Genomic DNA, 22,673 nt, shown 5'->3' with positions numbered 1-22,673 from the left:
TCGGCCAGCGCCCGGTGCGCGCGGCGGCGGTCCGCCGGTGAGGCGGCGAGGTAGACGGCGGCACGCACCAGCGGGTGCCTGAAGCGCGACCGGCCGCCCAGTTCGATGAGTCCGGCGGCCTCCGCCGGCGCCCCGGCGTCCGCGTCGACGTCCAACAGATCGGCGGCCCGCCACAGCCGGCCCGCGTCCCCGAGCGGTTCGGCGGCGGCCAGCAAGAGCAACAGCCGTGTGGGCGCGGGGAGTTGGGCCACCCGCTCGTGAAAGCTGCGCTCTATCCTGCTGGACAGCGGGGCCGGCGTCGGCAGCCCGAAACCGCCGGCCAGCTGGACCGGGCCCATGCCGCGGGGCAGTTCCAACAGGGCCAGCGGATTGCCGTCGGCCTCGGCGAGGATCCGCTCCCGCACCCGGTCGTCGAGCGGCGCGTGCACGCCGGAGGCCAGCAGCGCCCGGGAGGGTGCGTCGGCCAGACCGGTCAGGTGGAGGCCCGGCAGACCATCGAGTTCGGGGACGCCGCCGCGCTCGCGCAGCCCGAACACCATCGCGATCGGCTCGGCCTCGATCCGGCGGGCCACGAACGCCAGCGCCTGTGCCGACGCCCGGTCCAGCCACTGTGCGTCGTCCACGACGCAGATCAGGGGCCCGTCACCGGCCGCCTCCGACAGCAGTCCGAGTACGGCCAGCGCCACACCGAAGCGGTCCGGGGCACGCCCGCTGCCGTGCCCGAAGGCCACTTCGAGCGCCGACCGCTGCGGTTCGGGCAGCCCGTCGAGGCGGTCGAGCAACGGCAGGCAGAGCTGGTGCAGCGCGGCGTACGCCAGCTCCATCTCGAACTCCACGCCGCCGGCGTACAGGTTCCTGGCGCCGGGGACCCGTCCGGCCGGACCGCCGAGTACGTGCTCCAGCAGCGCCGTCTTGCCGACACCCGGCTCGCCGTGCACCACCAGGGCCCCGCCGTGCCCTGCCCGCACACCGGCCACCAGCCGTTCCAGTTCGCCGACTTCGGCCTCGCGGCCGTACAACTCACGGGGAACGGATGGTGATATGGCACGCATGTGCGAAGCATGGCACGACGGGGCGGGCGGACGGGGGGACTCCGGCCGACGCGTGACCGGGAGCTACGGCATGCCCGGCGCCGCCGCGGCGGTCTCGGCGACGTCGTCCGGTATCCAGGAGCCGTGGATCCCGCCGGGAACCCGGCGTGGCAGTTCGACGGCGGCGATCGGCGGCGCCGTGATGTCGCCCGCGTCCAGTACGAGGAGTTCGGAGGAGTCCTCGGCGAGATCGCTGACGATCGTCAGCAGATAGCCGTCGTCCTCCGCCGTGCCACCCGCCGCGGGCACGAAGACGGACTCGCCGGGCAGCCGCCCGGGCCCGGCCGGCGCCACCTGCCGGGTGCCGCCGCGGTGGTCGTACTTGACCAGGGCGTGTTCGCCCAGCCCGGCGCCGGGGAAGGCGATCGCGTAGCTGTAGCGGTGGCGGGCGCCGAGGACGGCGTCGTTGATGGTGGGGAACTCGGTGACCAGCGAGTCGAGGTCCTCCTCCCGGGCGGTGCCGGTGGCCGGATCCAGGATCCAGCGGTGGGGCAGGGCGCCGATCAGCGGCACCGACGCATGGCCCGGGGCGCCGACCCACCACTTCCAGCTGGTCGTCCAGGCGGCGCGGTCGTAGCGGGGGCCTTCGACGACGATCCGCCCCTGCTCGTCCTCGTAGGCGCCCGATACGTGGATCATGGCGCCCGGCTCGACCTCGTACCAGGTCACCTCCGCCGGTCCGGTGCGCGGCATGACGCCGATCCGGGGGGTGTAGGAGTCGCTCCAGCGGTAGGGGATGCCCGAGTGCTCGGCCGGGTCGAAGACGACGGGCAGGTCGAGCCAGACGACATGCCGGCGGGTGAGCCCGAAGTCGTGCATCAGGCTGGGCCCCGCGCCCTGGATCACCTCGCCGCGCACGATCTCGCCTGTGGCCGAGGCCACGTAGTAGGTGAGGTACGGCGGGAGGGGCGAGTAGCCGAAGAAGTGCAGCTCTCCGGTCTCGGGATCCTCCCTGGGGTGGGCGGTCATCGCGGTGGTGAGCCTGCCCTCGAAGTCGTACGCGCCGACCGTGTCGAGTTCGGGCGTGACCTCGAAGGGAAGATTGCCTTCCTGAAGGGCCAGGATGCGGCCCGCGTGCTCCACGACGTGGGTGCCGGCGATGCTGGCGGTCAGGTCCACGCTGCCGTCCTCGCGCACGTACGGGGTGCCGTCCAGGGCGGGGGTGCGCACCCAGCGGTTGCGGTACCAGCTCGCCCGGCCCTCCTCCAGGCGGACGCCGTGCAGCATGCCGCTGCCCCGGAACCAGTGGGTGGGGACGTCGCCCGGCCTCGGATTGTGTCCGTTGCGGAAGTAGCGGCCCGTCAGTTCGGGCGGGAGGGTGCCGCGGACCTTCAGATCCACTGCGGTGATCTCGTCCGCGACGGGGGTGTAGTGGCCCGCGATGTACGGCTTGGTGCCGAGGGCTGTGGTGGGGTCCGTGGTGGGGCGGTCGGTCATGATCGGTGATCTCCAGTCGTGACGAGCGAATCGCGGCGGGCCGCGGAGCGGCGCAGTGCGGTCGCGATGAGCAGGGCGTTGAGCAGGGTGAGGACTCCCCCGGCCGTGAAGGCCAGTCGGTAGCCCTCGTTGAGTGCCTGAATGTTCGTCAGGTCCGTCGGTGCGGTGTCGGTGCGGGCGGTGGCCAGGGTGCTCAGGAAGGCGAGGCCGACCACGCCGCCGAGTTGCCGGGTGGTGTTGACCAGCCCGCCCGCGATGCCCGCGTCCGCGGGGGCAACGCCCTCCACGGCTTGGGCGGTGAGCCGGACGAACGCGATGCCGAGGCCGGCTCCGGCGAGCAGCGACGGGCCGAGCATGTCGGCGGCGAAGCTGCCGTCGGTCGGCACCCGCCCGAACCAGAGCAGTCCGGCGGCCAGCAGCAGCGCCCCGGCCGTCTGGGTGCGCCGGGCGCCGAACCGTACGGCCAGGTGCGGGGTCGCCCACGAGGCCAGGGCGTTGGCGCCCGCGAGCGGGAGCTGGGCGAGGCCGGTGAGAAGAGGGTCGTAGCCGAGAACGCGCTGTTGGTAGAGGGGCAGGAAGAAGAACATCGCGACCCATACGGCGCCCAGCAGGGCCATGGCGAGATTGGCCGGCCCCACCGTGCCGGTGCCGAACAGCCGCAGGGGCAGCAGGGGTCGGGCCGTCCGGCGTTCGACGACGAGGAAGACGCCGAGCAGGACGACGGCCGCCCCGACGGGCGCCAGGACCGCCTCCGACAGCCATCCCGTACGTCCGGCACCGCTGACGCCGAGAACGAGGGCGACCAGTCCCGCGGTCACCGCGGCTGTCCCCAGGAAGTCGGCGCCACCTCCCGCTTGCCGTGGTACGTCACGGTCGACGTAGCGCAGACAGCCGAGGACCACGAGCACAGTCACGGGAACCGGCGCCCAGAAGACCGACCGCCAGCCGAGCGCCTCGGTGAGCAGGCCACCGAGCAGGACGCCGGCCGCGCCGCCGACGGCCGACACGGCGCCCCACACCGCGAGGGCCCGGCCGCGTGCGGCCCCCGCCGGGTACAGCACCATCACCAGGGCGAGGGCCGCGGGTGCCAGGGCGGCGGCGCCCACGCCCTGGAGGGCGCGGGCGGCGATGAGCAGCCACGCCGTCGGGGCGCTTCCGGCCAGTACGGACCCGGCGGCGAAGAGCCCCAGACCGGCCAGCAGGACCGTGCGCCGCCCCAGCAGATCGGCGGCGCGGCCACCGACGAGCAGGAGCGCGCCGAAGGCCAGCCCGTAGGCGTTCACGATCCAGGCCTGTCCCTGCTCCGACAGCCTGAGGCCGTCGCTGACGGTGGGCAGCGCGACGTTGACGATGGAGGTCGTCAGGACCACCAGGAACTGGCCGGTGGCGAGCACCACCAGGGGTGCCCAGTCCGGTCGGCCGAGCCCAGCGCGGCCGACGCCCGCGGTAGCGCACGCCCGCCGCGTCGAGCGCCAGCAACTCGCCCTCGCCGATGTCCCGGAGACGTCCCTCACGCCGCGCCGCTCTCCGCGGCCTTCTTCAGGTGGCCGAGCCAGTGCTTGAGGGAGTCGTCCAGCGCCCGCTGGATGCCGGGGACATCGGCGCGCACGGGCTCGCCGTCCCACGACTCCTCCGTGCGGACCAGCACCGACCCGTCCGGCGCAGGCTGGAAGCTCCACAGGTGGATGCCCGTGATGCCGTGGGCGGGGCCGCCCCACAGGATCCGGTGCGGGGCCTCGAGGGCGTACACGGTGGAGGCGATGTCGAGTCCGGCCGTGCTCCAGCGGAAGGTGCTGCCGACGGCCAGGGCAGCGTCGGTGCGTGCGGCGCTGATGTCCGGCTGCCACAGCGACCAGCGGTCGACGTCGGTGTGCAGGCGCCAGAGCCGTTCCAAGGGTGCGTCGATGCTGATCTCGTGCCGGGCGATCACAGGTGCGGCGGTGTCGATCCGCTCGGGGTAGGTCATGCCGCCACGATGGCCGTACGCCGGGTGCGCCCGCGTCGGTGAAAACCACCTAACCGCCGGCGTCGCCGACCCCGGCGGCCTGCACAATGGGGCCATGAGCATCGTCAAGATCAACGTACTCACGGTCCCCGAAGAGCAGCGGGAGACACTGGAGAAGCGGTTCGCCGCGCGTGCGGGCACGGTGGAGAGCTCGGACGGCTTCGAGTGGTTCGAGCTGCTGCGCCCCGTGGAGGGCACCGACACCTACCTCGTCTACACGCGCTGGCGCAGCGAGGAGGACTTCCAGAACTGGATGTCCGGGCGCGGGCAGGCGGCGCACAGCGGCGGGTCCGCGGAGGGCGGCGAGCGGCCGAAGCCCGCCGCGACGGACTCGACGCTGTGGTCCTTCGAGGTGGTCCAGCAGGCGGAGCCCAAGCAGGGCTGACCCCGACGGTGGTGGCGCCCTGCCGGACACCGGCGGCGCGCCACCACCCCCACAGCATCCTTTGTTGGAACGTCCTGACATACCTGTTGACATCCCCCGGAGGGCACTCCATAGTTCCTGCCACTAGAGCGCGCTAATAAAGCGCTCTAGTCAATCTCGCGCCACCCACCAGCACAGCGAGGTGCAAGGGACATGCACAGACATCACCGGGCCGCAGCTCTGACCGCCGCCGTCCTCACCGGCACACTGCTCGCCGCCGGCTGCTCCAGCAGCTCGGGCGGCAAGAAGTCCGAGGAAGGCGGGGGCGCCGCTGCCGCGGGCAAGGCCAATACCCCCCGTATGACCGTGGCCATGGTCACCCACGCCTCGCCGGGCGACACCTTCTGGGACCTGATCCGCAAGGGCGCCCAGGCCGCCGCGGCCAAGGACAACATCAAGCTCGTCTACTCCAGCGATCCGAGCGCCGGCAACCAGGCCAACCTGGTGCAGAACGCCATCGACCAGAAGGTCGACGGCATCGCTCTCACCGCCGCGAAGCCCCAGGCCATGAAGGACGTGGTGGCCAAGGCGAAGGCGGCCGGCATACCGGTCGTCGGCTTCAACTCCGGCGTGGGCGACTGGAAAGAGCTCGGCATGCTCGAGTACTTCGGGCAGGACGAGAACATCGCGGGCCAGGCCTTCGGCGAGCGGCTCAACGAGCTCGGTGCCAAGCACGCCCTCTGTGTCATCCAGGAGCAGGGGCAGGTCGCCCTTGAGTCCCGCTGCGCCGGCCTGAAGAAGGGCTTCAGTGGCAAGACGGACATCCTCTACGTCAACGGCACCGACATGCCGTCCGTGAAGTCGACGATCACCGCGAAGCTCAGTCAGGACTCCTCCATCGACCAGGTGGTCACCCTCGGCGCCCCGATCGCGCTGACGGCGGTGCAGTCGGTGGGTGACGCGGGGAGCAAGGCCAAGGTGGCGACCTTCGACCTCAACAAGGACCTGGTGAAGGCCGTCCAGGACGGCAAGGTCGAGTTCGCGGTCGACCAGCAGCCCTACCTTCAGGGATACCTCGCCGTGGACGCCCTGTGGCTGTACAAGACCAACGGAAACTTCAGCGGAGGCGGCACCGCGCCCGTCCTCACCGGACCGGCCTTCATCACCAAGGACAACGTGGACGCCGTCGCCGAGTTCGCCGCGAAGGGGACGCGCTGACCGACGCGGCCCCCGCGGGCCCGCCACGGTGACAGGCACGATCGCCGGGGCGGGCCCCAGGGGTATCGATCAGGGGGTCGATCAGGGGCATCCATCAGGTGCACTGATCAGGTGTGTTGATCACGAGCGCGCAGGACCGCTGGTCCCCCGCACCACCAGCTTCGGGTCCAGGACCGCTTCCCGCGGCTCCAGTCCGGGGTTCTCCAGCCGTTCCACGGCGAACCGCACCGCGTGCTCGGCCATCAGCATCGCGTCCTGGCGGACCGTGGTCAGGCCGATGGGCATCAGGTGGGAGAGGTGGCTGTCGTCGTATCCGACGACGGACAGGTCGCGCGGGACCTCGACGCCTGCCCGCGTCAGGGACATCAACAACCCCATCGCGCTGCGGTCGTTGCCGGCGAGGACCGCCGTCGGCAGCGGCTGCCCCTGGTCGCGCTCCGCCAGGAGCAGCCGGCCGGTCTCGATGCCCGACTGCTCGGTGTGATCGCCGGGGATCACCCGCATCTCGGACTCCAGTCCATGTCGGCGCATCGCCGCCCGGTAAGCGCGGCGTCGCTCGGCCGACCCGGGACCGCGACCGCCGTCGATGTGCACGATCCGGCGATGCCCGAGTTCGACGAGGTGTTCCATGGCCTGCCGTATGCCCTTGGCCTCGGCGCTGTGAACGAAGTCCACGCGGGCACGGGGGACGCGGCGGCCGATCGAGACGGTCGCCGCGCGGTGTCCGAGTTCGTCGAGGTACGTCGGGCCCGCGTCGGGGGCGAGCAGGATCAGCCCCTCGCAACGGTGACTGAGCAGCGCCTCGATGGCCTTGGCCTCGCCGCGGCCCAGGGTGGTCGCGGAGAGCAGGACGTCGTAACCGAGCCGTTCCGCTTCGGGGTAGATGCCCTCGATCAGGTCCGTGTGGAAGGTCTGGTGCACGATGAACATCACACCGAGCGTGCGGCTGCGGCCTCGGGCCAGCAGCCGCGCCGCGCTGTCGGGGCGGTAGCCGATCTCGTCGGCGACCCGCAGCACCCGCTGACGGGTCTCCTCGCTCGCCCCCGGCTGGTTGCGGAACACGATCGAGACGAGCGCCCGGGAGACACCCGCCTTCGCGGCGACGTCCGCCATCGTGGGCCGCTGCTTCGACGCATCCACCTGTGAACCCACCCTCCGACGCCGCCCACCTTAGCTGGCGATCAGGAAATCCCCCGGCAACAAACTATTGACATGACATTTGGACAGGGGTCATCGTATCGGGACTAGAGCGCGCTAGTAGCGCGCGACAGGCAGGTCTTTGTGACGACCCCTCCTCGTGAAGCCCTCTCCCCGAAGGACACCGCATGGCAACGGCGCCATCCACACTCCGCACCGTCGCAGGCAACCTGTGCCTCGGCTCCGCCCCCGACTCCTGGGGCGTCTGGTTCCCCGAGGACGAGCACCAGGTGCCGTACACCCGCTTCCTCGACGAGCTCGCGCAGGCCGGCTACGAGTGGCTCGAACTCGGCCCGTACGGCTATCTCCCCACCGACCCGCGGCGGCTGAAGGAAGAGCTCGACGTCCGCGGCCTGAAGGTTTCGGGCGGCACCGCCTTCGGTGCGCTGCACCGGCCGGAGGCCTGGGACGAGATGCTCGCCCACGTCCGGCAGGTCGCCGCGCTGACCGCCGCCGCGGGGGCCCACCACCTCGTCTTCATCCCGCCCATGTACCGGGACGAGAAGACCGGCGCGTTCACCGAGTCGCCCGAGCTGACCGCCGAGCAATGGGCGGGCTTCGGCCGGGCCGCCGACCGGCTCGGCCGGCTGCTCCTCGACGAGTACGACGTACGGCTGGTCGTCCATCCGCACGCCGACAGCCACATCCAGACGCAGCCGGAGATCGAGCGGCTGCTCAACGAGTCGGACAGCCGTTACACCAACCTCTGTCTGGACACCGGGCACGTCGCCTACGGCGGCGGCGACAACCTCGACCTGATCCGCCGATTCGGCGAGCGCGTCGGCTACGTGCACATCAAGCAGATGGACCCGGAGGTCCTGGCCCAGGTCGCCGCCGAAGACCTCTCCTTCGGCGAGGCCGTCAAGCGAGGCGTGTGCGTATCACCTCCCGCGGGCGTGCCGAAGCCCGCCGACGTGGTGGCCGAACTCGCCAACCTCGACGCCGAGTTGTTCGTGATCGTCGAACAGGATCTGTACCCGTGCGCTCCCGAGGTGCCACTGCCCATCGCGGTCAGCACCCGCGAGCACCTGGCCGGCTGCGGCCTCGCGGGAACCCGACGTCCGAACGACGACAAGTAGGAGGCGCCCATGGATGTCAGGGACGACACCACACCGGCCACCACCGTCACGGACGACGCCCCGCCCGCCGTGTCCCGACGGCTGCGGCTCATCACCGTCATCGCCACCTTCGGCGGACTCCTGTTCGGTTACGACACCGGTGTCATCAACGGCGCCCTGCCCTACATGACCGACGACCTGGGCCTGACCCCGGTCACCGAGGGCATGGTCACCAGCTCGCTGCTCCTCGGCGCCGCGCTGGGCGCGGTGACCGGCGGGCGGTTGTCGGACGCGCGCGGACGCCGCCGTACGATCCTCATCCTCGCCGTGGTCTTCTTCGTCGGCGCCCTCGGCTGCACGCTCGCGCCGAACACCGCGATCATGGTCGTGGCCCGGTTCGTGCTCGGCCTCGCGGTCGGCGGCGCGTCGGTGACCGTGCCCGTCTACCTCGCCGAGGTCTCCCCCGCCGAACGGCGCGGCGCACTGGTCACCCGTAACGAACTCATGATCGTCAGCGGGCAGTTGCTGGCTTTCACCTCCAACGCGATCATCGCCGACGTCGGCGGCGAGTCCGGCGGCGTGTGGCGCTGGATGCTGGTGGTCGCCACCCTGCCGGCCGTCGTGCTCTGGTTCGGCATGCTGGTCATGCCGGAGAGCCCGCGCTGGCTGGCCTCGAAGACCCGTTTCGGCGAGGCGCTGGAAGTCCTCAAGCAGGTACGGTCCCGGCAGCGAGCCGAGGCCGAACTCGCCGAGGTCTCCGCGCTCGCCGTCAAGGAGGAGCGGGAGAAGCTCGGCGGCTGGCAGGACATGAAGTCCACGCCGTGGGTGCGCAGGCTGATGTTCGTCGGTTTCGGTATCGCGATCGTGCAGCAGATCACCGGCGTCAACACGATCATGTACTACGGCACCCAGATCCTCACCGACGCCGGATTCACCTCCGACAGCGCCCTGACCGCGAACATCGCCAACGGCGTGATCTCGGTGCTGGCCACGTTCGTCGGCATCTGGCTGCTGGGGCGTGTCAACCGGCGCCCGATGCTGATGACCGGTCAGATCGGGACAACCGCAGCCCTGTTGATGATCGGCATCTTCTCCCTCACCCTGCCCTCCGGCGACGGCCGGGCGTACGCGGTGCTCGCCATGACCGTCACGTTCCTCGCCTTCCAGCAGGGCGCGATCTCGCCGGTGACGTGGCTGATGCTGTCGGAGATCTTCCCGATGCGGATGCGCGGCTTCGGGATGGGCGTGGCCGCCGTGGTGCTGTGGCTGACCAACTTCGTGATCGGCCTGGTCTTCCCGTCCCTGGTCGACGGGATCGGGATCTCCAACACCTTCTTCCTGTTCGTGGCGGCGGGCGTCCTCTCGCTCGCCTTCGTCAAGCTCTACGTCCCCGAGACCAAGGGCCGCACGCTCGAGAGCCTCGAGGCCGAACTCCGCGCCCGCTTCTCCTGACCTTCAGCAGTAAGGACTCGACCATGACCGTACGTGTAGGTGTCATCGGCGCCGGAATGATCGGCCAGGACCACATACGGCGACTCACCGAGGTCGTCACGGGGGCACAGGTCACCGCCGTGACGGACATCGATCACGCCCGGGCCGCCGAGGTGGCCGCCCGCGTCGGCGCCACCGCGCTGCCGACCGGCGCCGAGCTCATCGCCTCCTCCGAGGTGGACGCCGTCCTCGTCACCTCCTGGGGCCCGACCCACGCCGAGCACGTCCTGAACGCCATCGCGGCCGGCAAGCCGGTGTTCTGCGAGAAACCCCTCGCCACCACCGCCGAGGACTGCCTGAGCATCGTCGAGGCCGAACGCGCCCACGGCCGCCGCCTGGTCCAGGTCGGCTTCATGCGCCGTTTCGACGCCGGCTACCGCCAGATGAAGGAGGTCATCGCCGCCGGCTCGATCGGCACCCCGCTGATCGTCCACTGCGCGCACCGCAACCCGACCGTGCCCCAGTCGTACCACTCCGCGATGGCCGCGCAGGACACGGCCGTGCACGAGATCGACACCCTGCGCTGGCTCCTCGACGACGAGATCGTCTCCGCCCAGGTGATCACCCCGCGCGCCACCAGCAAGCGGTTCGACCACCTCAAGGACCCGCAGCTGATGTACTTCGAGACCGCGAACGGCGTCCGCATCGACCTCGAAGTCTTCGTCAACTGCCAGTACGGCTACGACATCCAGTGCGAGACCGTCGGCGAGGAGGGCCTGGTCCGGCTGCCCGACCCGGCCGCCGTCGGTGTCCGCACCGCCGGCCTGCACGGCACCGCCGTCCTGCAGGAGTGGAAGGCCCGCTTCGCGGACGCCTTCGACACCGAGTTCGGCGAGTGGATCGCCTCGGTCGAGTCGGGCACCGAGCCCACCGGCCCCTCCGCCTGGGACGGCTACGCCGCCACCGTCATCACCGACGCAGCCGTGAAGTCCCTCGAATCCGACGGCACCGTCGTCACCGTCGACATCAAGCCCCGCCCCACCCTCTACGGAGGCACCGCATGAAGATCGCCCTCGACCCGTACATGCTCCGCGCGTTGCCCATCGACGACATGGTGCGCACGGTCGCCGAACTCGGCTACGAATACATCGAGTTGTCGCCGCGCGACGACTTCATGCCGTTCTTCGTGCACCCACGGGCGGACGACGAGCGGGTCGCCATGCTCAAGCGGTCGTTGCGCACGCACGGCGTTAGGCTGTCCTCCGTCCTGCCGCTGTACAAGTGGTCCTCGCCCGACGAGACCGAGCGGCAGGCCGCCGTCCGCTACTGGAAGCGGATGATCGAGATCACCGTCGAGCTCGAATGCCCGCTCATGAACTCCGAGTTCAACGGACGACCGGAGCGCGCCGCCGAGAGCGAGGCCGCGTTCTGGCGCTCCATGGAGGAGCTGCTGCCCGTCTTCGAGCGCGAGGGCATCGCCCTCAACCTGGAGGCTCACCCGGACGACTTCTGTGAGGAGAACGCCCCGGCGGTCGAACTCGTCCGGGCCATCAACAAGCCCTGGGTGAACTACCTCTACTGCGCCCCGCACTCCTTCCACCTCTCGGGCGCGTCCGAGGTCGGCGCCGACATCGCGGCGATGATGCGCCACGCCGGCGACAAGCTCCAGCACGTGCACATCGCGGACTCCTTCAACCACAAGGGCTCGTCCGGCCTGCGCTACATCCTCAACCCGCCCGGCACCCCGGCCCGCATCCACCAGCACCTCGACATCGGCCAGGGCGAGGTCGACTGGGACGCCTTCTTCGGCACCCTGCGCGAACTGAGCTTCGACGGCGTCGCCACGTCCTGTGTCTTCGCCTGGGAGGAACGGGCCCGGGAGTCCTCGGCGTTCATGCTGGACCGGATCACCAAGGAGCTCGCCGGGTAACCATGGTCAGCCGCGTGAGGGCAGCGCGGAAGCGGATGCCGCCGGGGTCTTCCTCGGGGAGTCGGTGGAAGGCCCCGGCGGTCGGTCGCCGTCAGCGCAGTCGGTCCTTTGCCTTGTAGTAGGCGCCGCCGAACGGCAGGAACCAGGGGGTGCCGTTGTAGAAGGGGACGGGGACCTTGGGGAAGCCGAGGCCGCGCAGCGGGTTGGCCTCCGGGCGGCCGTCCATCATCTCGGCCACGGCGCGGCCCATGTACGTGGCCATCTGGACGCCGTGACCGCAGTAACCCATGGAGTAGTACAGGCCGTTGACGTCACCGGCGTGCGGGATGCGGTCCCAGGAGAAGCCGACCATGCCGCCCCAGACGTAGTCGATCCGCGTCCCGGCCAGCTGCGGGAAGATTTCGGTCATCTCCCGCTTGAGGATGTCGCCGCTCTTGATGTCGGAGGCCGGGTTGGAGGGGGCGAAGCGGGCTCGGCCGCCGAAGGCGAGGCGGTTGTCCGGGGTGAGGCGGACGTAGTGGCCGACATTCTTGTGGGCGACCAGCAGGCGGCCGTTCGGGATGAGCTCCTTGGCGCGCGCCTCCCCCAGCGGCTCGGTGACGATGATGAAGCTGCCGACGTTGATCAGTCGCTTGCGGAACCACGGCATCGACTTGTCGGTGTAGGCGTCCGTCGCCGCCATGACCTGCTTGGCACGGATGGTGCCGTGCAGGGTCTCCACGAGGAAGCCGCCGCCGGGGAGGCGGGTGAGGCCGGTGGCAGCGTTGCGCTCGTGGATCTCGGCGCCGGCACGCTCGGCGGCGTCTGCCAGGCCGCCGACGAACTTGCCCACGTGCAGGCCCGCGCTGAGCGGGTCGAGCAGGGCGCCGTGGTAGTAGTCCGTGCCGAGCTCGGCCCGCAGTTCGCTCTTGCTCAGGACGATCGTCTCGTGGCCGAAGTTGTCGGCCAGGTCGCGCTGCTTGGCCCGCAGGCCCTCGAAGTGGCCGGGCTTGCAGACCGCGCCGAGGCGCCCGGAGCGGTGGAAGTCGCAGTCGATGTTCTCGGTGCGGGTGAGCTCCTCGACGACGTCGACCGCATCGCGGAAGGCGTCGTACAGTTCGCGGGCGCGCTCCTGCCCGTAGCGTTTGCGCGCATCGGCGGGGGTGATGGTGATGCCCTGGGTGCACATGCTGCCGTTGCGCCCGGAGGCGCCCGAGCCGACCTTGTCCTTCTCGACGAGGACGACCCGGGCACCCTTGCGGGCGGTGTGATAGGCGGTGGACAGGCCGGTGAGGCCGCCGCCGATGACGACCACGTCCGCCTCGTCGGGCAGGTCCTTTCCGGAACGGTCGGGCAGGGCGGGAGCTGTGTCCAGCCAGTAGGGGATCTGCTTCATGGCGTGCGTCCTCTGTGTCCTGTCACTGTTTCCTTCAGTCCCGGTGGGTCAGCAGCCGAGCAGCGCCGGCAGGCCCGTCATGTCGGGCAGCTCGTCGTACGGCTGGTAGTCGGCGCTGCCGGGATTGCCGTAGCGGTTGATCCACACCCGGCGCTTCAGGCCGAGGTCACGGGTCGGGATGTGGTCGTACTCCCAGCCCTGGGCGGTGTGGATGACCTGGGACGGCTTGACGCCCATGGTCTTGAAGGCGTGCTCGAAGGTCTGGCGGTCGGGCTTGTACGCGCCGGCCTGCTGGGCGGTGATGACGTAGTCGAACTCGACGCCGATGTTCTCGACGTTCCTCGCGATCAGGTTGTCGTCGGTGTTGGAGATGATGGCGATCTCGTACTTGGTCTTCAGTGCGCGCAGGGCGTCCGGGACCTCGGGGAAGGGGCCGAAGGTGGGGACGGCCTCGACCAGGGCGTCGCCGTCGGACTCGCGGTACTCCAGCCCGTGCAGACGCATGGCCATCTGCAGGCTGGAGTGCAGGATCTCGTGGTAGGGGCGGTAGGCCTCCAGGACGGCCTGGAAGCGCATGACCCGGAAGTCGTCGAGGAACTCGTCGACGTCCAGGTTGTCCAGGTCCAGCCGGTCGGAGATGACCTTCAGGGTGGTCGGGCCGAGCTGGAAGTCGATCAGGGTTCCGTAGGCGTCGAAGGTGACGATCTCTCGCATGGTGTTCAGCCTCGATTCGCGGGTGGTAAGGGAGTTGAGGTTTCAGACGACGCGTTCGCCGGGGGTGACGATCGCGTCGAGGGCGGCCAGGTCGGCCGTGTCGGGGATCCAGTCGGCCGCCGCCGCGTTGGCGGTGACCTGCTGGGGTGTCATGGCGCCGCAGATGACGGAGCCGACAGCGGGGAGCGCGGTCAGTCCACCGACGGCGACCTGGAGGAGGGTCAGGCCGCGTTCGGCGCCGTACGCGGTGAGCGCCTCGACCCTGTCGAGGGCCGCGTCGGTGAGCCAGCCCTCCCGCCAGGACAGGCGGCTGCCGGACGGCGGCTGCTCGCCGCGCCGGTACTTGCCGCTGAGCAGGCCGTTGGCCAGCGGGTAGTACGGCAGGAGACCGACGCCGTGGCGCAGGCAGGCGGGGATCAGATCCTGCTCCACGCCGCGGTCCAGGAGGTGGTAGCGGGCCTGGGTGGAGACGAAGGCGTCGCTGAGCTGTTCGGCGGGCAGGTTGGAGCAGCCGATGTACTGGATCTTGCCCTCGCCCACCAGCTCCAGGAGGGCCTCGACGGTCTCGTCCAGCGGCGTGACACCGTCCGGCTCGTGGTACTGGTACAGGTCGATCCACTCGGTGCCGAGGCGGCGCAGCGAGGCCTCGACGGCGTACCGGACGTAGCGGCGGGAGCCGCGCGGCCCGTGCCGTTCCGCCTCGCCTCCTTCCCCGGGGGCGGACATCTCCATGCCGAACTTGGTGGCCACGATGACCTGGTCGCGATGCCCCTTGAGCGCGGCGCCCAGCAGCCGTTCGCCGTCGCCGCGCGAGCCGCCCCGCTCGCCGAACCCGCCGTACATGTCGGCCGTGTCGAACAGGGTGATCCCGGAAGCGAGGGCCGCGTGGACGACGGCCTTCGTGCCGTCCTCGTCGAGGCGTGCGCCGAAGTTGTTGCCGCCGACGCCGACCACCGAGACCGCCGGTCCGCGTGCGCCGAGTGGGCGATACCTCATGACCGGGCTCCGAAACCGATGCAGACGTTCTTGGTCTGCGTATAGCTGGCCAGCGCCTCCAGGCCCTTCTCCCGGCCCCAGCCGCTGTGCTTGTAGCCGCCGAAGGGGAGCTCGACGCCGGTGCCGACCCCGGTGGCGTTGATGTTGACCTGGCCGGCCCTGATGCCTTCGGCCAGGCGCAACGCCTTGTCGATGTCGCGGGTCCAGACGTAGGAGGACAGGCCGTAAGGGCTGTCGTTGGCGATCGAGAGGGCCTCGTCCACGTCATCGAACTCGATGACCGTGATGACAGGGCCGAAGATCTCCTCACGGGCGCAACGAGCCTGGTTGGTCAGGCCGGTCAGGACCGTGGGCTCGATGTAGTAGCCATCGGCGAACGCCGGGTCGGAAGGAGCCCCGCCACCCGCCCGGGCCGTGGCGCCCTCTTCGCGTGCCAGGTCCAGGTAGCCCAGGACCCGGTCGCGCTGCCGGGCGGCGACCAGCGGACCGACGTCCGGGTCCGTGAGGCCAGGGCCCAGGCGCAGGGAGGCCGCGTACTCGACGAGCTTGTCCAGGAACTCTTCGGCGCCACGCTGGAGCAGCAGCCGGGTGCCGGCCGAGCAGGTCTGGCCGGCGTTGCCGAAGGCCGAGGCCGCGATGGCGCCGAGCGCCAGGTCGAAGTCGGCGTCGGCGAAGACGACGACCGGCGACTTGCCGCCCAGCTCCGTGACGGAGGGGACCACGTTGGCGGCGGCGGCCTGGGCGACCTTGATGCCGGTCGGGACCGAGCCGGTGAAGGTGACCTGGTCGATGTCCGGGTGGCCGGCCAGAGCCGCGCCGGTCTCCCCGTCGCCGGGAACGACGTTCAGCACACCCGGCGGCAGCCCGCATTCGAGCGCGATCCTGCCGATCTCCAGCGGGGTCAGCGGTGCCTCGGGCGACGGCTTGAGCACCACCGTGCAGCCGGCCGCCAGCGCCGGGGCGGAGCCCCTCGCGGTGTTCTGGAGAGGGTAGTTGAACGGGATGATCTGGCCGGAGACACCGATCGGCTCGCGGACGGTGTAGTCGAGCAGACCCGGGCCGAGCGGAATCGTCGAGCCGCCGAGCTTGTCGGCGATGCCCGCGTAGAACTCGAAGTAGCGGGCCGCGGCCTCGACATCGGCCTTCGCCTGGCGCAGCGGCTTGCCCACGTCCTGGCTCTCCAGCCGGGCCAGCCGCTCGCCCTGGTAGCGGATCGCCTCCGCGATGCGGTACAGCACGCGCCCCCGGTCGGCGGCGCGCATCCGTGCCCACTCGGGCGCCGTGAACGCGGTCCGGGCTGCGGCAACCGCCTGGTCCACGTCCGCCGGACCGGCCAGTGCCACCTGGGCGATGGCCGTCCCGTTCGACGGGTCCAGGACCGTGAAGCTGCGGCCGTCGGCGGCGGGGACCTCCTTGCCGTCGATCAGCAGCTGCGTCAGGGGCAGTTCACCGGTCACGGCTGGATCTCCCCCTGCACCTCACCGAAGATGACGACCTCGTCCCCGGGACGCACCGTGCGGATCCGGCGCACCCACAGCACGATGCCGTCCTGCGGGGCGCGGACCTCCTCCAGCGTGTTGCCGTAGTGGTCGACGATGTGGGCGATGAGGTCGCCTTCCTTGCAGGTCTCCCCCGGCTCGGCGTGCCCGACGAAGAAGCCGCCGGCGTCGGAGCGGGCGAAGGTGCCGGAGACGGTCGTGTAGGTGTCCCGCAGCTCCGCCTCTCCGTCGATCATGCCGAGTTGCCGCATGATGTTGCGGATCGAATGCGCGTGCAGGGCGACGTTCTCCTCGCGGTAGGTACCGCCGCCGACCTCGATGGTGACGGCGGGCTTGCCGGCCGCGAGGGTGGGGTGGCGGACCGTGCCACCCCACTTGCCGCCCTTCCAGACCAGCTCGTGCCCGGCGGCGAGGGCGAGGTCGGTCGCCAGTTCCTCGTAGCCGCCCTGGAGAATGACCAGCGGGGCGATTTCGCCGAAGGTGCCGCCGGTGTGCAGGTCGACCAGGGCGTCGATGGCGGGGACGACCTGCTCGACGAAGGTGGCGGCCAGGCGCAGGGAGTACGAGCCGTCCGCGTCGCCGGGGAAGATGCGGTTGAGGTTGAGGTAGTCCAGGCCGCTCGTGCGGGCGGCTGCCTCGAAGGCCGGGGTGTTCATGCAGGGGATGCCGACGAGCGTGCCGCGCAGGGTGGCCGGGTCGATCTCGGCGAGGACGCGGCGGATGGCCTCCTGGCCGTCGTACTCGTCGCCGTGGACACCCGCGTCGACGCAGAGCACCGGGCCGTCCTGGGCGCCGTTGACGACGATCAGCGGGATGCCGAGCTCAACGCCGTAGCTGCTGGTGCCGACGGGGATGAGGCCCTGGGCGCGCTCGCCGGGGGCGACGGTCAGCGAACCGATGGAGTACATGTCGTTCCTTTCGAAAACATGGATCACAGGCGGGCGGAGGCCTCGGCGAGGGTGTCCGCGATGATGTCGGCGATACGGTCCAGGAGTGCGCGGTCGCTGATCAGCGGGGGCGCGATCTGGACCAGCGGTTCGGCACGGTTGTAGACGCGGGCGAGCAGCCCGGCCTCGCGCAGCCGTCGGGGGATCAGGTCGGCGACGAGCGCGGCGCGGGCGGTGTCGCTGAAGCCGCCGTCGTCCAGGTCGCCGACGAGCTCGAGAGCGTAGAAGAACCCGGCGCCCCGGACGTCCCCGACGATCGGCACAGCGGTCAGCGAGGCCATGCGCCCCGCGAGGTGGTCCTGGAGGTCCCGGACGTTCTCCAGGATCCGGTCACGTTGCATGATCTCGAGGCTGCGCAGGGCGATGGCCGCGCTCAGCGGGTGGCCGCTGAAGGTGTAGCCGTGGTTGAGGACCTCGCCGGGCCGGTTGATCACCTCGGCGACGTGGTCCGCGACCAGGGTCGCGCCCATCGGGGCGTAGCCGGCGGTGATGCCCTTGGCGACGGTGACGATGTCCGGACGAGCGCCGTAGCACTCGCCGCCGAACCACTCCCCCAGCCGGCCGAACGCGGTGATGACCTCGTCGGCGACCAGCAGGAAACCGTACCGGTCGGCCAGTCGGCGCAGGCCTTCCCAGTAGCCCTCGGGCGGGGTGATGCAACCGCCCCGGTTCTGCACCGGTTCCGCGATCAGCATTCCGACCGACTCCGGTCCCGCCGCGAGGACCGTGGCCTCCACGTCGGCGAGCAGGTACTCGGTGAAGGCAGCGTCGTCGAGCGGCTGCTCCAGCGCCGCGCGGTTGGTGTTCGCCACGAAGTGGGTCTCCACCGCACGCGGTCCGTACGGCTCGGTGAGGCCGGGGTCGTCGGTGAAGGACAGCGCGCCGAGGGTGAGCCCGTGGTAGGCACCGCGACGGGCGATGGCCTTGATGCGGCCCGGCTCGCCGCGCAGGGTGTGGTACCTGCGGGTGATCTTCCAGGCGGTCTCCACGGCTTCGGCTCCGCCGCCGCTGAAGAAGACCTGGTCGATGCCGTCGGGGGCCAGGGCGGCGATCCGCTCGGCCAGTTCCAGCCCGGTGGGGTGCGCGGATTCCGACCACAGGGGGCTGTAGCACAGTTCGCGCAGCTGCTTGCCCGCCGCCTCGGCGATCTCGTCGGCGTAGGAGTAGCCGATCTGGCAGCAGTACAGGCCGGACAGGCCGTCGATGTAGCGGTTGCCGGCCGCGTCGTCGACGTACGGTCCCTCGCCGCGACGGACGACGAACAGCTCCTTGCCCTGCGGGGCCAGGGACCCGTTCGCGGTCATGTTCAGCAGCAGGTGCCGCTGTGCGGTGGCGGTCATGCCGCGTCACCTCCAGGGGTGGCGATTCCCGTCGCGGTCTCGACCGACAGCAGGGAGTTCTGCCGTCCGGAGCCGAGCCAGCGCACCACGGCCACCAGGGCGAGGGCGAGGATCGCGAAGGCGATGAGGATCGCGCTGATCGCGGTCACGCTGGGGTCGATGTCGAAGGTCAGGGAGTTGTAGATCTGCACCGGCAGGGTGACGGTGTCGACCGAGGACAGGAACTGGGAGATGTAGAACTCGTCGAAGCTGGTGATGAAGGAGAAGATCGCCGCGGCGATCATGCCGGGGGCGGCCAGGGGAAAGGTGATCCGCCGGGCGATCGTCAGACGGCCCGCGCCCATGCTGGCGGCGGCGTCCTCCAGCCGTTCGTCGATCCCGCGCAGGGTCGCCACCAGGATCAGCACCGCGATCGGTGAGGCCAGCACGGTGTGGCCGAGGGCGATGGCCAGCGGGCTGCCCAGCATCGAGGCGGGCTCGAAGAGCAGGAACAGGCCCAGGGCGGTGACGATCTGCGGGATCAGCAGCGGTCCGAGGACCAGGGCGTAGACCGCGGAGCGCAGCGGGAGTTCGCTGCGGGTCAGCGCGGTGGCCGCGCTCACGCCGATGATCAGCGAGAACACGGTGCTCAGGCAGGCGACGAACGCGCTCATCGACAGAGCGGCCGGCCACTTGCTGCCGTCGGCGAAGAGCGCCTTGTACCAGTTGAGCGTCCACACGTCCGGCGGGAACGAGCCGAAGGCGTTGCTGCTGAACGAGGTGACGATGATGACGACGATCGGCAGCGCCAGGAACAGCAGGATCACGGTGGCGACCGCGGACAGCGCGATCCGCCCGGCGAGGCTGCTGCGCAGTTCCATCATGACGCGCTCCTTCTCTTGCGGCTGGCGCCGAGCGAGGTCACGAGCTTGACCAGCAGCAGTCCGGCGAAGGTCAGCAGCAGCAGGATGACGCCCTCGGCGGCCGCCCCGTTCCACTGGTTCTGCTTCATCACCTGCTGGTTGATGAGCGAGGCGATCATCGTCTGGTTCGGGCCGCCCATCAGGGCGGGGGTGATGTAGTAGCCCAGCGAGAGGATGAAGCTGAGCAGTCCGGCACTGGCAAGGCCGGGGGCGACCAAGGGCAGGTAGACCCGGCGGAAGATCGTCACGCGTCCCGCGCCCATGCTGGCCGCCGCCGCCAGCAGCCTGCGGTCCACGCCGCGCATCACGCCGTAGAGCAGGAGCACGGTGTAGGGCAGCATCACGGAGGTGGTGCCGATGACCACGCCGAGCTCGTTGTAGAGCAGCTGGTACGGCGCCCCGGGGAACCACAGGTCGGCCATGGCCTGGTTCACCAGGCCCTTGTCGCCGAGCATGATGATCCAGCCGTAGGTGCGCACCAGGGCGCTGATGAAGTGCGGGACGACGACGATCAGCATGGCCAGTCCGGCCCACAGGGGCTTGAGCCGGGAGATCGCGTTCGCCAGGACGAAGCCGAAGACGAGGCTGAACAGCGCCGTCTCCGCCGAGATCCGCACCGTGGTGAACAGCACGGAGAGGTTGACCCCGGTCAGCGCCTCGACGTACCAGTGCAGCGTCAGCGATCCGTCGGTGCCCTTCACACTGAGGAACAGCGTGCTGAAGATCGGGTAGACGAACAGCACCAGCAGGTACACGACGACCGGCAGCGCGTACAGGATGCCGACCCGTGTTCTGCGGGAGGCCAGGAGCTTGCGCGGCCGCGCGGGGGCGTTGGCGGTCAGAGTGGCGGCCATGGCTCACCCACCCTGTTCGGGGAGGAAGAGATTGACGTCCTCGGGATCGACGGTGACGCCGACCCGCTCACCGCCGACGGGACCCCGGCCGGCTGGTATCTCCAGGCGTAGCAGCGGAGCATCACCACCGTCGACCCGCACCCCGGCGCGGACGATGGTGCCCACGTACGTGGCGGCCTCCACCGTGCCGGTACAGAAGCCGTCCCCCGGCGCACCGGCGCGCAGCCGGCCCGGCTGCACGGCGACCTTGACCGCCGCCCCGGTGCCCAGGTCGTGGCGCCGCGCCTTCAGCAGGCCGCCGCACTGGTCGAGGCGGACCAGGGTGTGCTCGTCGGTGTGCTGCTCGATGCGGCCGGGGAGGAAGTTGGCCGCGCCGAGGAAGTCCGCGACGAAGGGGGTCCTCGGCCGCTCGAACAGTTCCCGAGGGGTGTCGAACTGCTCGATCAGGCCGTTGCGCATCACCGCGATGCGGTCGGACAGGACCAGCGCCTCTTCCTGGTCGTGCGTCACATAGATGACGGTCAGGCCGAGTTCCTGCTGGATGGCCTTGATCTCGACCTGGAGCTGGTCGCGCAGCTTCTTGTCCAGGGCGCCGAGGGGCTCGTCCATCAAGATGACCGGCGGGCGGTAGACCAGCGCGCGGCACAGGGCGACGCGCTGCTGCTGCCCGCCGGACAGCTCGCGGGGGCGACGACCGCCGAAGCCGGACAGACCGGCGATCTCCAGGGTCTCCCCCACCCGCCTGCGGATCTCGTCCTTCGGCACTCCGCGCAGTTGGAGCGGGAAGGCGACGTTCTCACTGACCGTCATGTGCGGGAAGAGCAGGTACTGCTGGAAGACGAAACCGAGGTTACGTTTCTGCGGGGCGAGCCGCGTGACGTCGCGGCCCCCGACCGTGATGGTGCCGGAGTCCGGTTCGCAGAACCCGGCGATCATCATCAGGGTCGTGGTCTTGCCCGACCCGGAGGCGCCGAGGAAGGTGACGAACTCCCCGGCCGCGATCTCCATGGACGCCTCGTCGACCGCGACGACATCCCCGTACGTCTTGCGCAGGGCCACCACCGACAGCGCTTTGCCGGTCGCGGCGGCCGGCGTACCGCCGGCCACCTTCACGGACGGGGTGACCACACCGAATTCAGCCACGAGCCCACTCCAGCCAGCGCTTGCTGACGGCCTCTTCGTTCTTCAGCCACCAGTCGACGTCCGCGTCGAAGCCCTTGTCGTAGTACTGCGGCGCACCGGCGAGTGCGTTGCGCTCCTCCTTGGTGAGCTTCTCGTAGGCCACCGGGGAAGACGGGTTCGACGGGAAGGCCTTGGCCAGAGCGGCCTGGACCTCGGGCCGCAGCGAGTAGTCCATGAGCTGGTAGGCGGCGTCCACATGGGCCGCGCCCTTGGCGATCGCGTAGCCCTGGAACTGTCGGCGCATGCCGTTGAGCTGCCTCGCGACCGGGACGCCCTGCTTCTGCAGATCAGCGAGCCGGCCGTCCCAGACGGTGGTCATCGTCACCTCCTGGCGGCTGAGGAGCACACCGGGGAGCGGGCCGCTGTCCCAGAACTTCTTGATGTCGGACCGGAGCCGGGTCAGCACCTTGAAGGCTCGGTCCACATCGAGCGGGTACAGCTTGTCCATCGGGACGCCGTCGGCCAGCAGCGCGAACTCCAGCTCGGGCAGGTCGCCGTCCGGGTTGCACATCGAGCGGCCGCCCTTGAACGCCTTGGTGTCCCAGAAGTCCGCCCACGACTGAGGCTTCTTGCCGCCGAAGGCGTCGGTGCGGTACCCGATGCACTGGCCGTAGAAGCTATTGGCGACGGCATGGTCGGTGATCTGGTTCTCGGGGATCTTGGCGGCCTTCAGGCTCTTGATCCGGTCGCGGTCCAGTGTCTCCAGGGCGTCCTGGGCCACGAATTTGTAGTGGTCCATCATCGAGTTGTTGATGAGGTCGCACTGGGGGCGGCCCTGCTTGATCTGGGCGAGCAGCGGGGCGCCGTCCAGGTTGACCACCTGGACGTTGATGCCGGTCTCCTGGGTGAACGGCGTGTAGATCGCCTTCTGGAGGGCCTCGCCGAAGGAACCGCCGCTGTCGCGGACGACCACCGACTTGCCGCCGCCCTTGGCGCTGCCGGACGAGGCCCGGCTGGTGCCGGTGCCGCAGGCGGCGATCGAGGGCACGGCGGCGAGAGCGGCCAGGCCGCCTGCTCCACGCAGAAGCGCTCTGCGGCCGATCATGGGATCACTCATCACAAATCTCCTGAAATTAGCGCGTGGGACCAGCTGAGCGGGGGTTGGGGGGTGGGAACCAGGGGGCGACGGGCGC

Annotated in this window: 21 protein-coding genes; 6 read left to right on the top strand and 15 right to left on the bottom strand. The window is 70.3% G+C overall.

Annotated features, from left to right (window positions below; all coding sequences use genetic code 11):
* From CLM62_RS39940 to CLM62_RS39925, 4 genes are all read right to left on the bottom strand, one after another.
* Positions 1 to 1,052: AAA family ATPase (locus CLM62_RS39940; protein WP_179382421.1), on the bottom strand; the 1,052-nt coding region annotated here is incomplete at its 3' end.
* A 63-nt stretch (positions 1,053 to 1,115) separates the two neighbouring features.
* The gene (locus CLM62_RS39935; RefSeq protein WP_095754773.1) at positions 1,116 to 2,528 is read right to left on the bottom strand and encodes a carotenoid oxygenase family protein; all 1,413 of its coding nucleotides are present in this window, start codon (positions 2,526 to 2,528) and stop codon (positions 1,116 to 1,118) included.
* On the bottom strand, positions 2,525 to 4,042 hold the full coding sequence (locus CLM62_RS39930; protein WP_095754772.1) for an MFS transporter: 1,518 nt from the start codon (positions 4,040 to 4,042) through the stop codon (positions 2,525 to 2,527). The genes CLM62_RS39935 and CLM62_RS39930 overlap by 4 nt, the downstream gene beginning before the upstream one ends.
* Positions 4,039 to 4,494, bottom strand: coding sequence for an SRPBCC family protein (locus CLM62_RS39925; RefSeq protein WP_095754771.1), 456 nt, complete (start codon positions 4,492 to 4,494; stop codon positions 4,039 to 4,041). The genes CLM62_RS39930 and CLM62_RS39925 overlap by 4 nt, the downstream gene beginning before the upstream one ends.
* A gap of 94 nt (positions 4,495 to 4,588) precedes the next feature.
* Here CLM62_RS39925 and CLM62_RS39920 point away from each other — a divergent pair, with 94 nt between their 5' ends.
* Both CLM62_RS39920 and CLM62_RS39915 read left to right on the top strand, forming a co-directional pair.
* A complete protein-coding gene (locus tag CLM62_RS39920) occupies positions 4,589 to 4,918 on the top strand; it encodes an antibiotic biosynthesis monooxygenase (RefSeq protein ID WP_095754770.1) in 330 nt (109 codons plus the stop codon).
* Between the two features lie 192 nt (positions 4,919 to 5,110).
* Positions 5,111 to 6,115 carry a sugar ABC transporter substrate-binding protein gene (locus tag CLM62_RS39915; RefSeq protein ID WP_095754769.1) on the top strand — a complete coding sequence of 335 codons (1,005 nt, stop codon included), beginning with the start codon at positions 5,111 to 5,113 and terminating at the stop codon, positions 6,113 to 6,115.
* A gap of 120 nt (positions 6,116 to 6,235) precedes the next feature.
* Here the strand turns inward: CLM62_RS39915 and CLM62_RS39910 are convergent, their stop codons facing one another.
* A complete protein-coding gene (locus CLM62_RS39910; RefSeq protein WP_095754787.1) occupies positions 6,236 to 7,228 on the bottom strand; it encodes a LacI family DNA-binding transcriptional regulator in 993 nt (330 codons plus the stop codon).
* 212 nt (positions 7,229 to 7,440) lie between these two features.
* Here CLM62_RS39910 and CLM62_RS39905 point away from each other — a divergent pair, with 212 nt between their 5' ends.
* From CLM62_RS39905 to CLM62_RS39890, 4 genes are read left to right on the top strand one after another with little or no spacing between them, the layout of a single operon-like run.
* Positions 7,441 to 8,391: a TIM barrel protein gene (locus tag CLM62_RS39905; protein WP_095754768.1), complete on the top strand. Its 951-nt coding sequence runs from the start codon at positions 7,441 to 7,443 to the stop codon at positions 8,389 to 8,391.
* A 9-nt stretch (positions 8,392 to 8,400) separates the two neighbouring features.
* Positions 8,401 to 9,822: a sugar porter family MFS transporter gene (locus CLM62_RS39900; protein WP_095754767.1), complete on the top strand. Its 1,422-nt coding sequence runs from the start codon at positions 8,401 to 8,403 to the stop codon at positions 9,820 to 9,822.
* Between the two features lie 23 nt (positions 9,823 to 9,845).
* Positions 9,846 to 10,865, top strand: coding sequence for a Gfo/Idh/MocA family protein (locus CLM62_RS39895; RefSeq protein WP_095754766.1), 1,020 nt, complete (start codon positions 9,846 to 9,848; stop codon positions 10,863 to 10,865).
* Positions 10,862 to 11,731 carry a sugar phosphate isomerase/epimerase gene (locus tag CLM62_RS39890; protein WP_095754765.1) on the top strand — a complete coding sequence of 290 codons (870 nt, stop codon included), beginning with the start codon at positions 10,862 to 10,864 and terminating at the stop codon, positions 11,729 to 11,731. Before CLM62_RS39895 ends, CLM62_RS39890 begins: the two co-directional genes overlap by 4 nt.
* Before the next feature lie 91 nt (positions 11,732 to 11,822).
* Here CLM62_RS39890 and CLM62_RS39885 read toward each other — a convergent pair whose 3' ends face one another.
* Genes CLM62_RS39885 through CLM62_RS39840 form a run of 10 tightly spaced genes read right to left on the bottom strand, consistent with a single transcriptional unit; the run spans position 11,823 to position 22,597 of the window.
* Positions 11,823 to 13,106 (bottom strand): FAD-binding oxidoreductase, encoded by a 1,284-nt coding sequence (locus tag CLM62_RS39885; protein WP_095754764.1) that lies wholly within the window; start codon positions 13,104 to 13,106, stop codon positions 11,823 to 11,825.
* A gap of 48 nt (positions 13,107 to 13,154) precedes the next feature.
* A complete protein-coding gene (locus CLM62_RS39880) occupies positions 13,155 to 13,820 on the bottom strand; it encodes a haloacid dehalogenase type II (protein WP_095754763.1) in 666 nt (221 codons plus the stop codon).
* A 42-nt stretch (positions 13,821 to 13,862) separates the two neighbouring features.
* Positions 13,863 to 14,816: an aldo/keto reductase gene (locus CLM62_RS39875; RefSeq protein ID WP_095754762.1), complete on the bottom strand. Its 954-nt coding sequence runs from the start codon at positions 14,814 to 14,816 to the stop codon at positions 13,863 to 13,865.
* Positions 14,813 to 16,273: an aldehyde dehydrogenase gene (locus tag CLM62_RS39870; RefSeq protein ID WP_095754761.1), complete on the bottom strand. Its 1,461-nt coding sequence runs from the start codon at positions 16,271 to 16,273 to the stop codon at positions 14,813 to 14,815. Before CLM62_RS39870 ends, CLM62_RS39875 begins: the two co-directional genes overlap by 4 nt.
* On the bottom strand, positions 16,270 to 17,223 hold the full coding sequence (locus tag CLM62_RS39865) for a succinylglutamate desuccinylase/aspartoacylase family protein (protein ID WP_095754760.1): 954 nt from the start codon (positions 17,221 to 17,223) through the stop codon (positions 16,270 to 16,272). Before CLM62_RS39865 ends, CLM62_RS39870 begins: the two co-directional genes overlap by 4 nt.
* Before the next feature lie 23 nt (positions 17,224 to 17,246).
* Positions 17,247 to 18,602 (bottom strand): aminotransferase class III-fold pyridoxal phosphate-dependent enzyme, encoded by a 1,356-nt coding sequence (locus CLM62_RS39860; protein ID WP_095754759.1) that lies wholly within the window; start codon positions 18,600 to 18,602, stop codon positions 17,247 to 17,249.
* Positions 18,599 to 19,465 carry an ABC transporter permease gene (locus tag CLM62_RS39855; protein WP_095754758.1) on the bottom strand — a complete coding sequence of 289 codons (867 nt, stop codon included), beginning with the start codon at positions 19,463 to 19,465 and terminating at the stop codon, positions 18,599 to 18,601. The genes CLM62_RS39860 and CLM62_RS39855 overlap by 4 nt, the downstream gene beginning before the upstream one ends.
* Positions 19,462 to 20,358, bottom strand: a complete 897-nt coding sequence (locus tag CLM62_RS39850) for an ABC transporter permease (RefSeq protein ID WP_095754757.1) — start codon at positions 20,356 to 20,358, stop codon at positions 19,462 to 19,464. Before CLM62_RS39850 ends, CLM62_RS39855 begins: the two co-directional genes overlap by 4 nt.
* A 3-nt stretch (positions 20,359 to 20,361) precedes the next feature.
* Complete coding sequence (locus tag CLM62_RS39845) at positions 20,362 to 21,501, bottom strand: ABC transporter ATP-binding protein (protein ID WP_095754756.1); 1,140 nt, start codon at positions 21,499 to 21,501, stop codon at positions 20,362 to 20,364.
* Positions 21,494 to 22,597: an ABC transporter substrate-binding protein gene (locus CLM62_RS39840; protein WP_095754755.1), complete on the bottom strand. Its 1,104-nt coding sequence runs from the start codon at positions 22,595 to 22,597 to the stop codon at positions 21,494 to 21,496. The genes CLM62_RS39845 and CLM62_RS39840 overlap by 8 nt, the downstream gene beginning before the upstream one ends.
* Between the last annotated feature and the right edge of the window lie 76 nt (positions 22,598 to 22,673).

It is taken from the genome of Streptomyces sp. SA15 (genome assembly GCF_002291145.1).
Taxonomy (GTDB): Bacteria; Actinomycetota; Actinomycetes; order Streptomycetales; family Streptomycetaceae; genus Streptomyces.
Note: the sequence above shows the minus strand (reverse complement) of the source record. Positions and strands in the feature narration are given on the sequence as shown.

Excerpts from the sequence above, each read along its gene's own strand:
- CLM62_RS39885 (WP_095754764.1), bottom strand. The coding sequence starts at position 13,106 with ATGAAGCAGATCCCCTACTGGCTGGACACAGCTCCCGCCCTGCCCGAC.
- CLM62_RS39880 (WP_095754763.1), bottom strand. The coding sequence starts at position 13,820 with ATGCGAGAGATCGTCACCTTCGACGCCTACGGAACCCTGATCGACTTC.
- CLM62_RS39850 (WP_095754757.1), bottom strand. The coding sequence starts at position 20,358 with ATGGCCGCCACTCTGACCGCCAACGCCCCCGCGCGGCCGCGCAAGCTC.
- CLM62_RS39905 (WP_095754768.1), top strand. The coding sequence starts at position 7,441 with ATGGCAACGGCGCCATCCACACTCCGCACCGTCGCAGGCAACCTGTGC.
- CLM62_RS39900 (WP_095754767.1), top strand. The coding sequence starts at position 8,401 with ATGGATGTCAGGGACGACACCACACCGGCCACCACCGTCACGGACGAC.
- CLM62_RS39915 (WP_095754769.1), top strand. The coding sequence starts at position 5,111 with ATGCACAGACATCACCGGGCCGCAGCTCTGACCGCCGCCGTCCTCACC.
- CLM62_RS39895 (WP_095754766.1), top strand. The coding sequence starts at position 9,846 with ATGACCGTACGTGTAGGTGTCATCGGCGCCGGAATGATCGGCCAGGAC.
- CLM62_RS39910 (WP_095754787.1), bottom strand. The coding sequence starts at position 7,228 with ATGGCGGACGTCGCCGCGAAGGCGGGTGTCTCCCGGGCGCTCGTCTCG.
- CLM62_RS39935 (WP_095754773.1), bottom strand. The coding sequence starts at position 2,528 with ATGACCGACCGCCCCACCACGGACCCCACCACAGCCCTCGGCACCAAG.
- CLM62_RS39865 (WP_095754760.1), bottom strand. The coding sequence starts at position 17,223 with ATGTACTCCATCGGTTCGCTGACCGTCGCCCCCGGCGAGCGCGCCCAG.
- CLM62_RS39855 (WP_095754758.1), bottom strand. The coding sequence starts at position 19,465 with ATGATGGAACTGCGCAGCAGCCTCGCCGGGCGGATCGCGCTGTCCGCG.
- CLM62_RS39875 (WP_095754762.1), bottom strand. The coding sequence starts at position 14,816 with ATGAGGTATCGCCCACTCGGCGCACGCGGACCGGCGGTCTCGGTGGTC.
- CLM62_RS39840 (WP_095754755.1), bottom strand. The coding sequence starts at position 22,597 with ATGAGTGATCCCATGATCGGCCGCAGAGCGCTTCTGCGTGGAGCAGGC.
- CLM62_RS39925 (WP_095754771.1), bottom strand. The coding sequence starts at position 4,494 with ATGACCTACCCCGAGCGGATCGACACCGCCGCACCTGTGATCGCCCGG.
- CLM62_RS39860 (WP_095754759.1), bottom strand. The coding sequence starts at position 18,602 with ATGACCGCCACCGCACAGCGGCACCTGCTGCTGAACATGACCGCGAAC.
- CLM62_RS39920 (WP_095754770.1), top strand. The coding sequence starts at position 4,589 with ATGAGCATCGTCAAGATCAACGTACTCACGGTCCCCGAAGAGCAGCGG.
- CLM62_RS39890 (WP_095754765.1), top strand. The coding sequence starts at position 10,862 with ATGAAGATCGCCCTCGACCCGTACATGCTCCGCGCGTTGCCCATCGAC.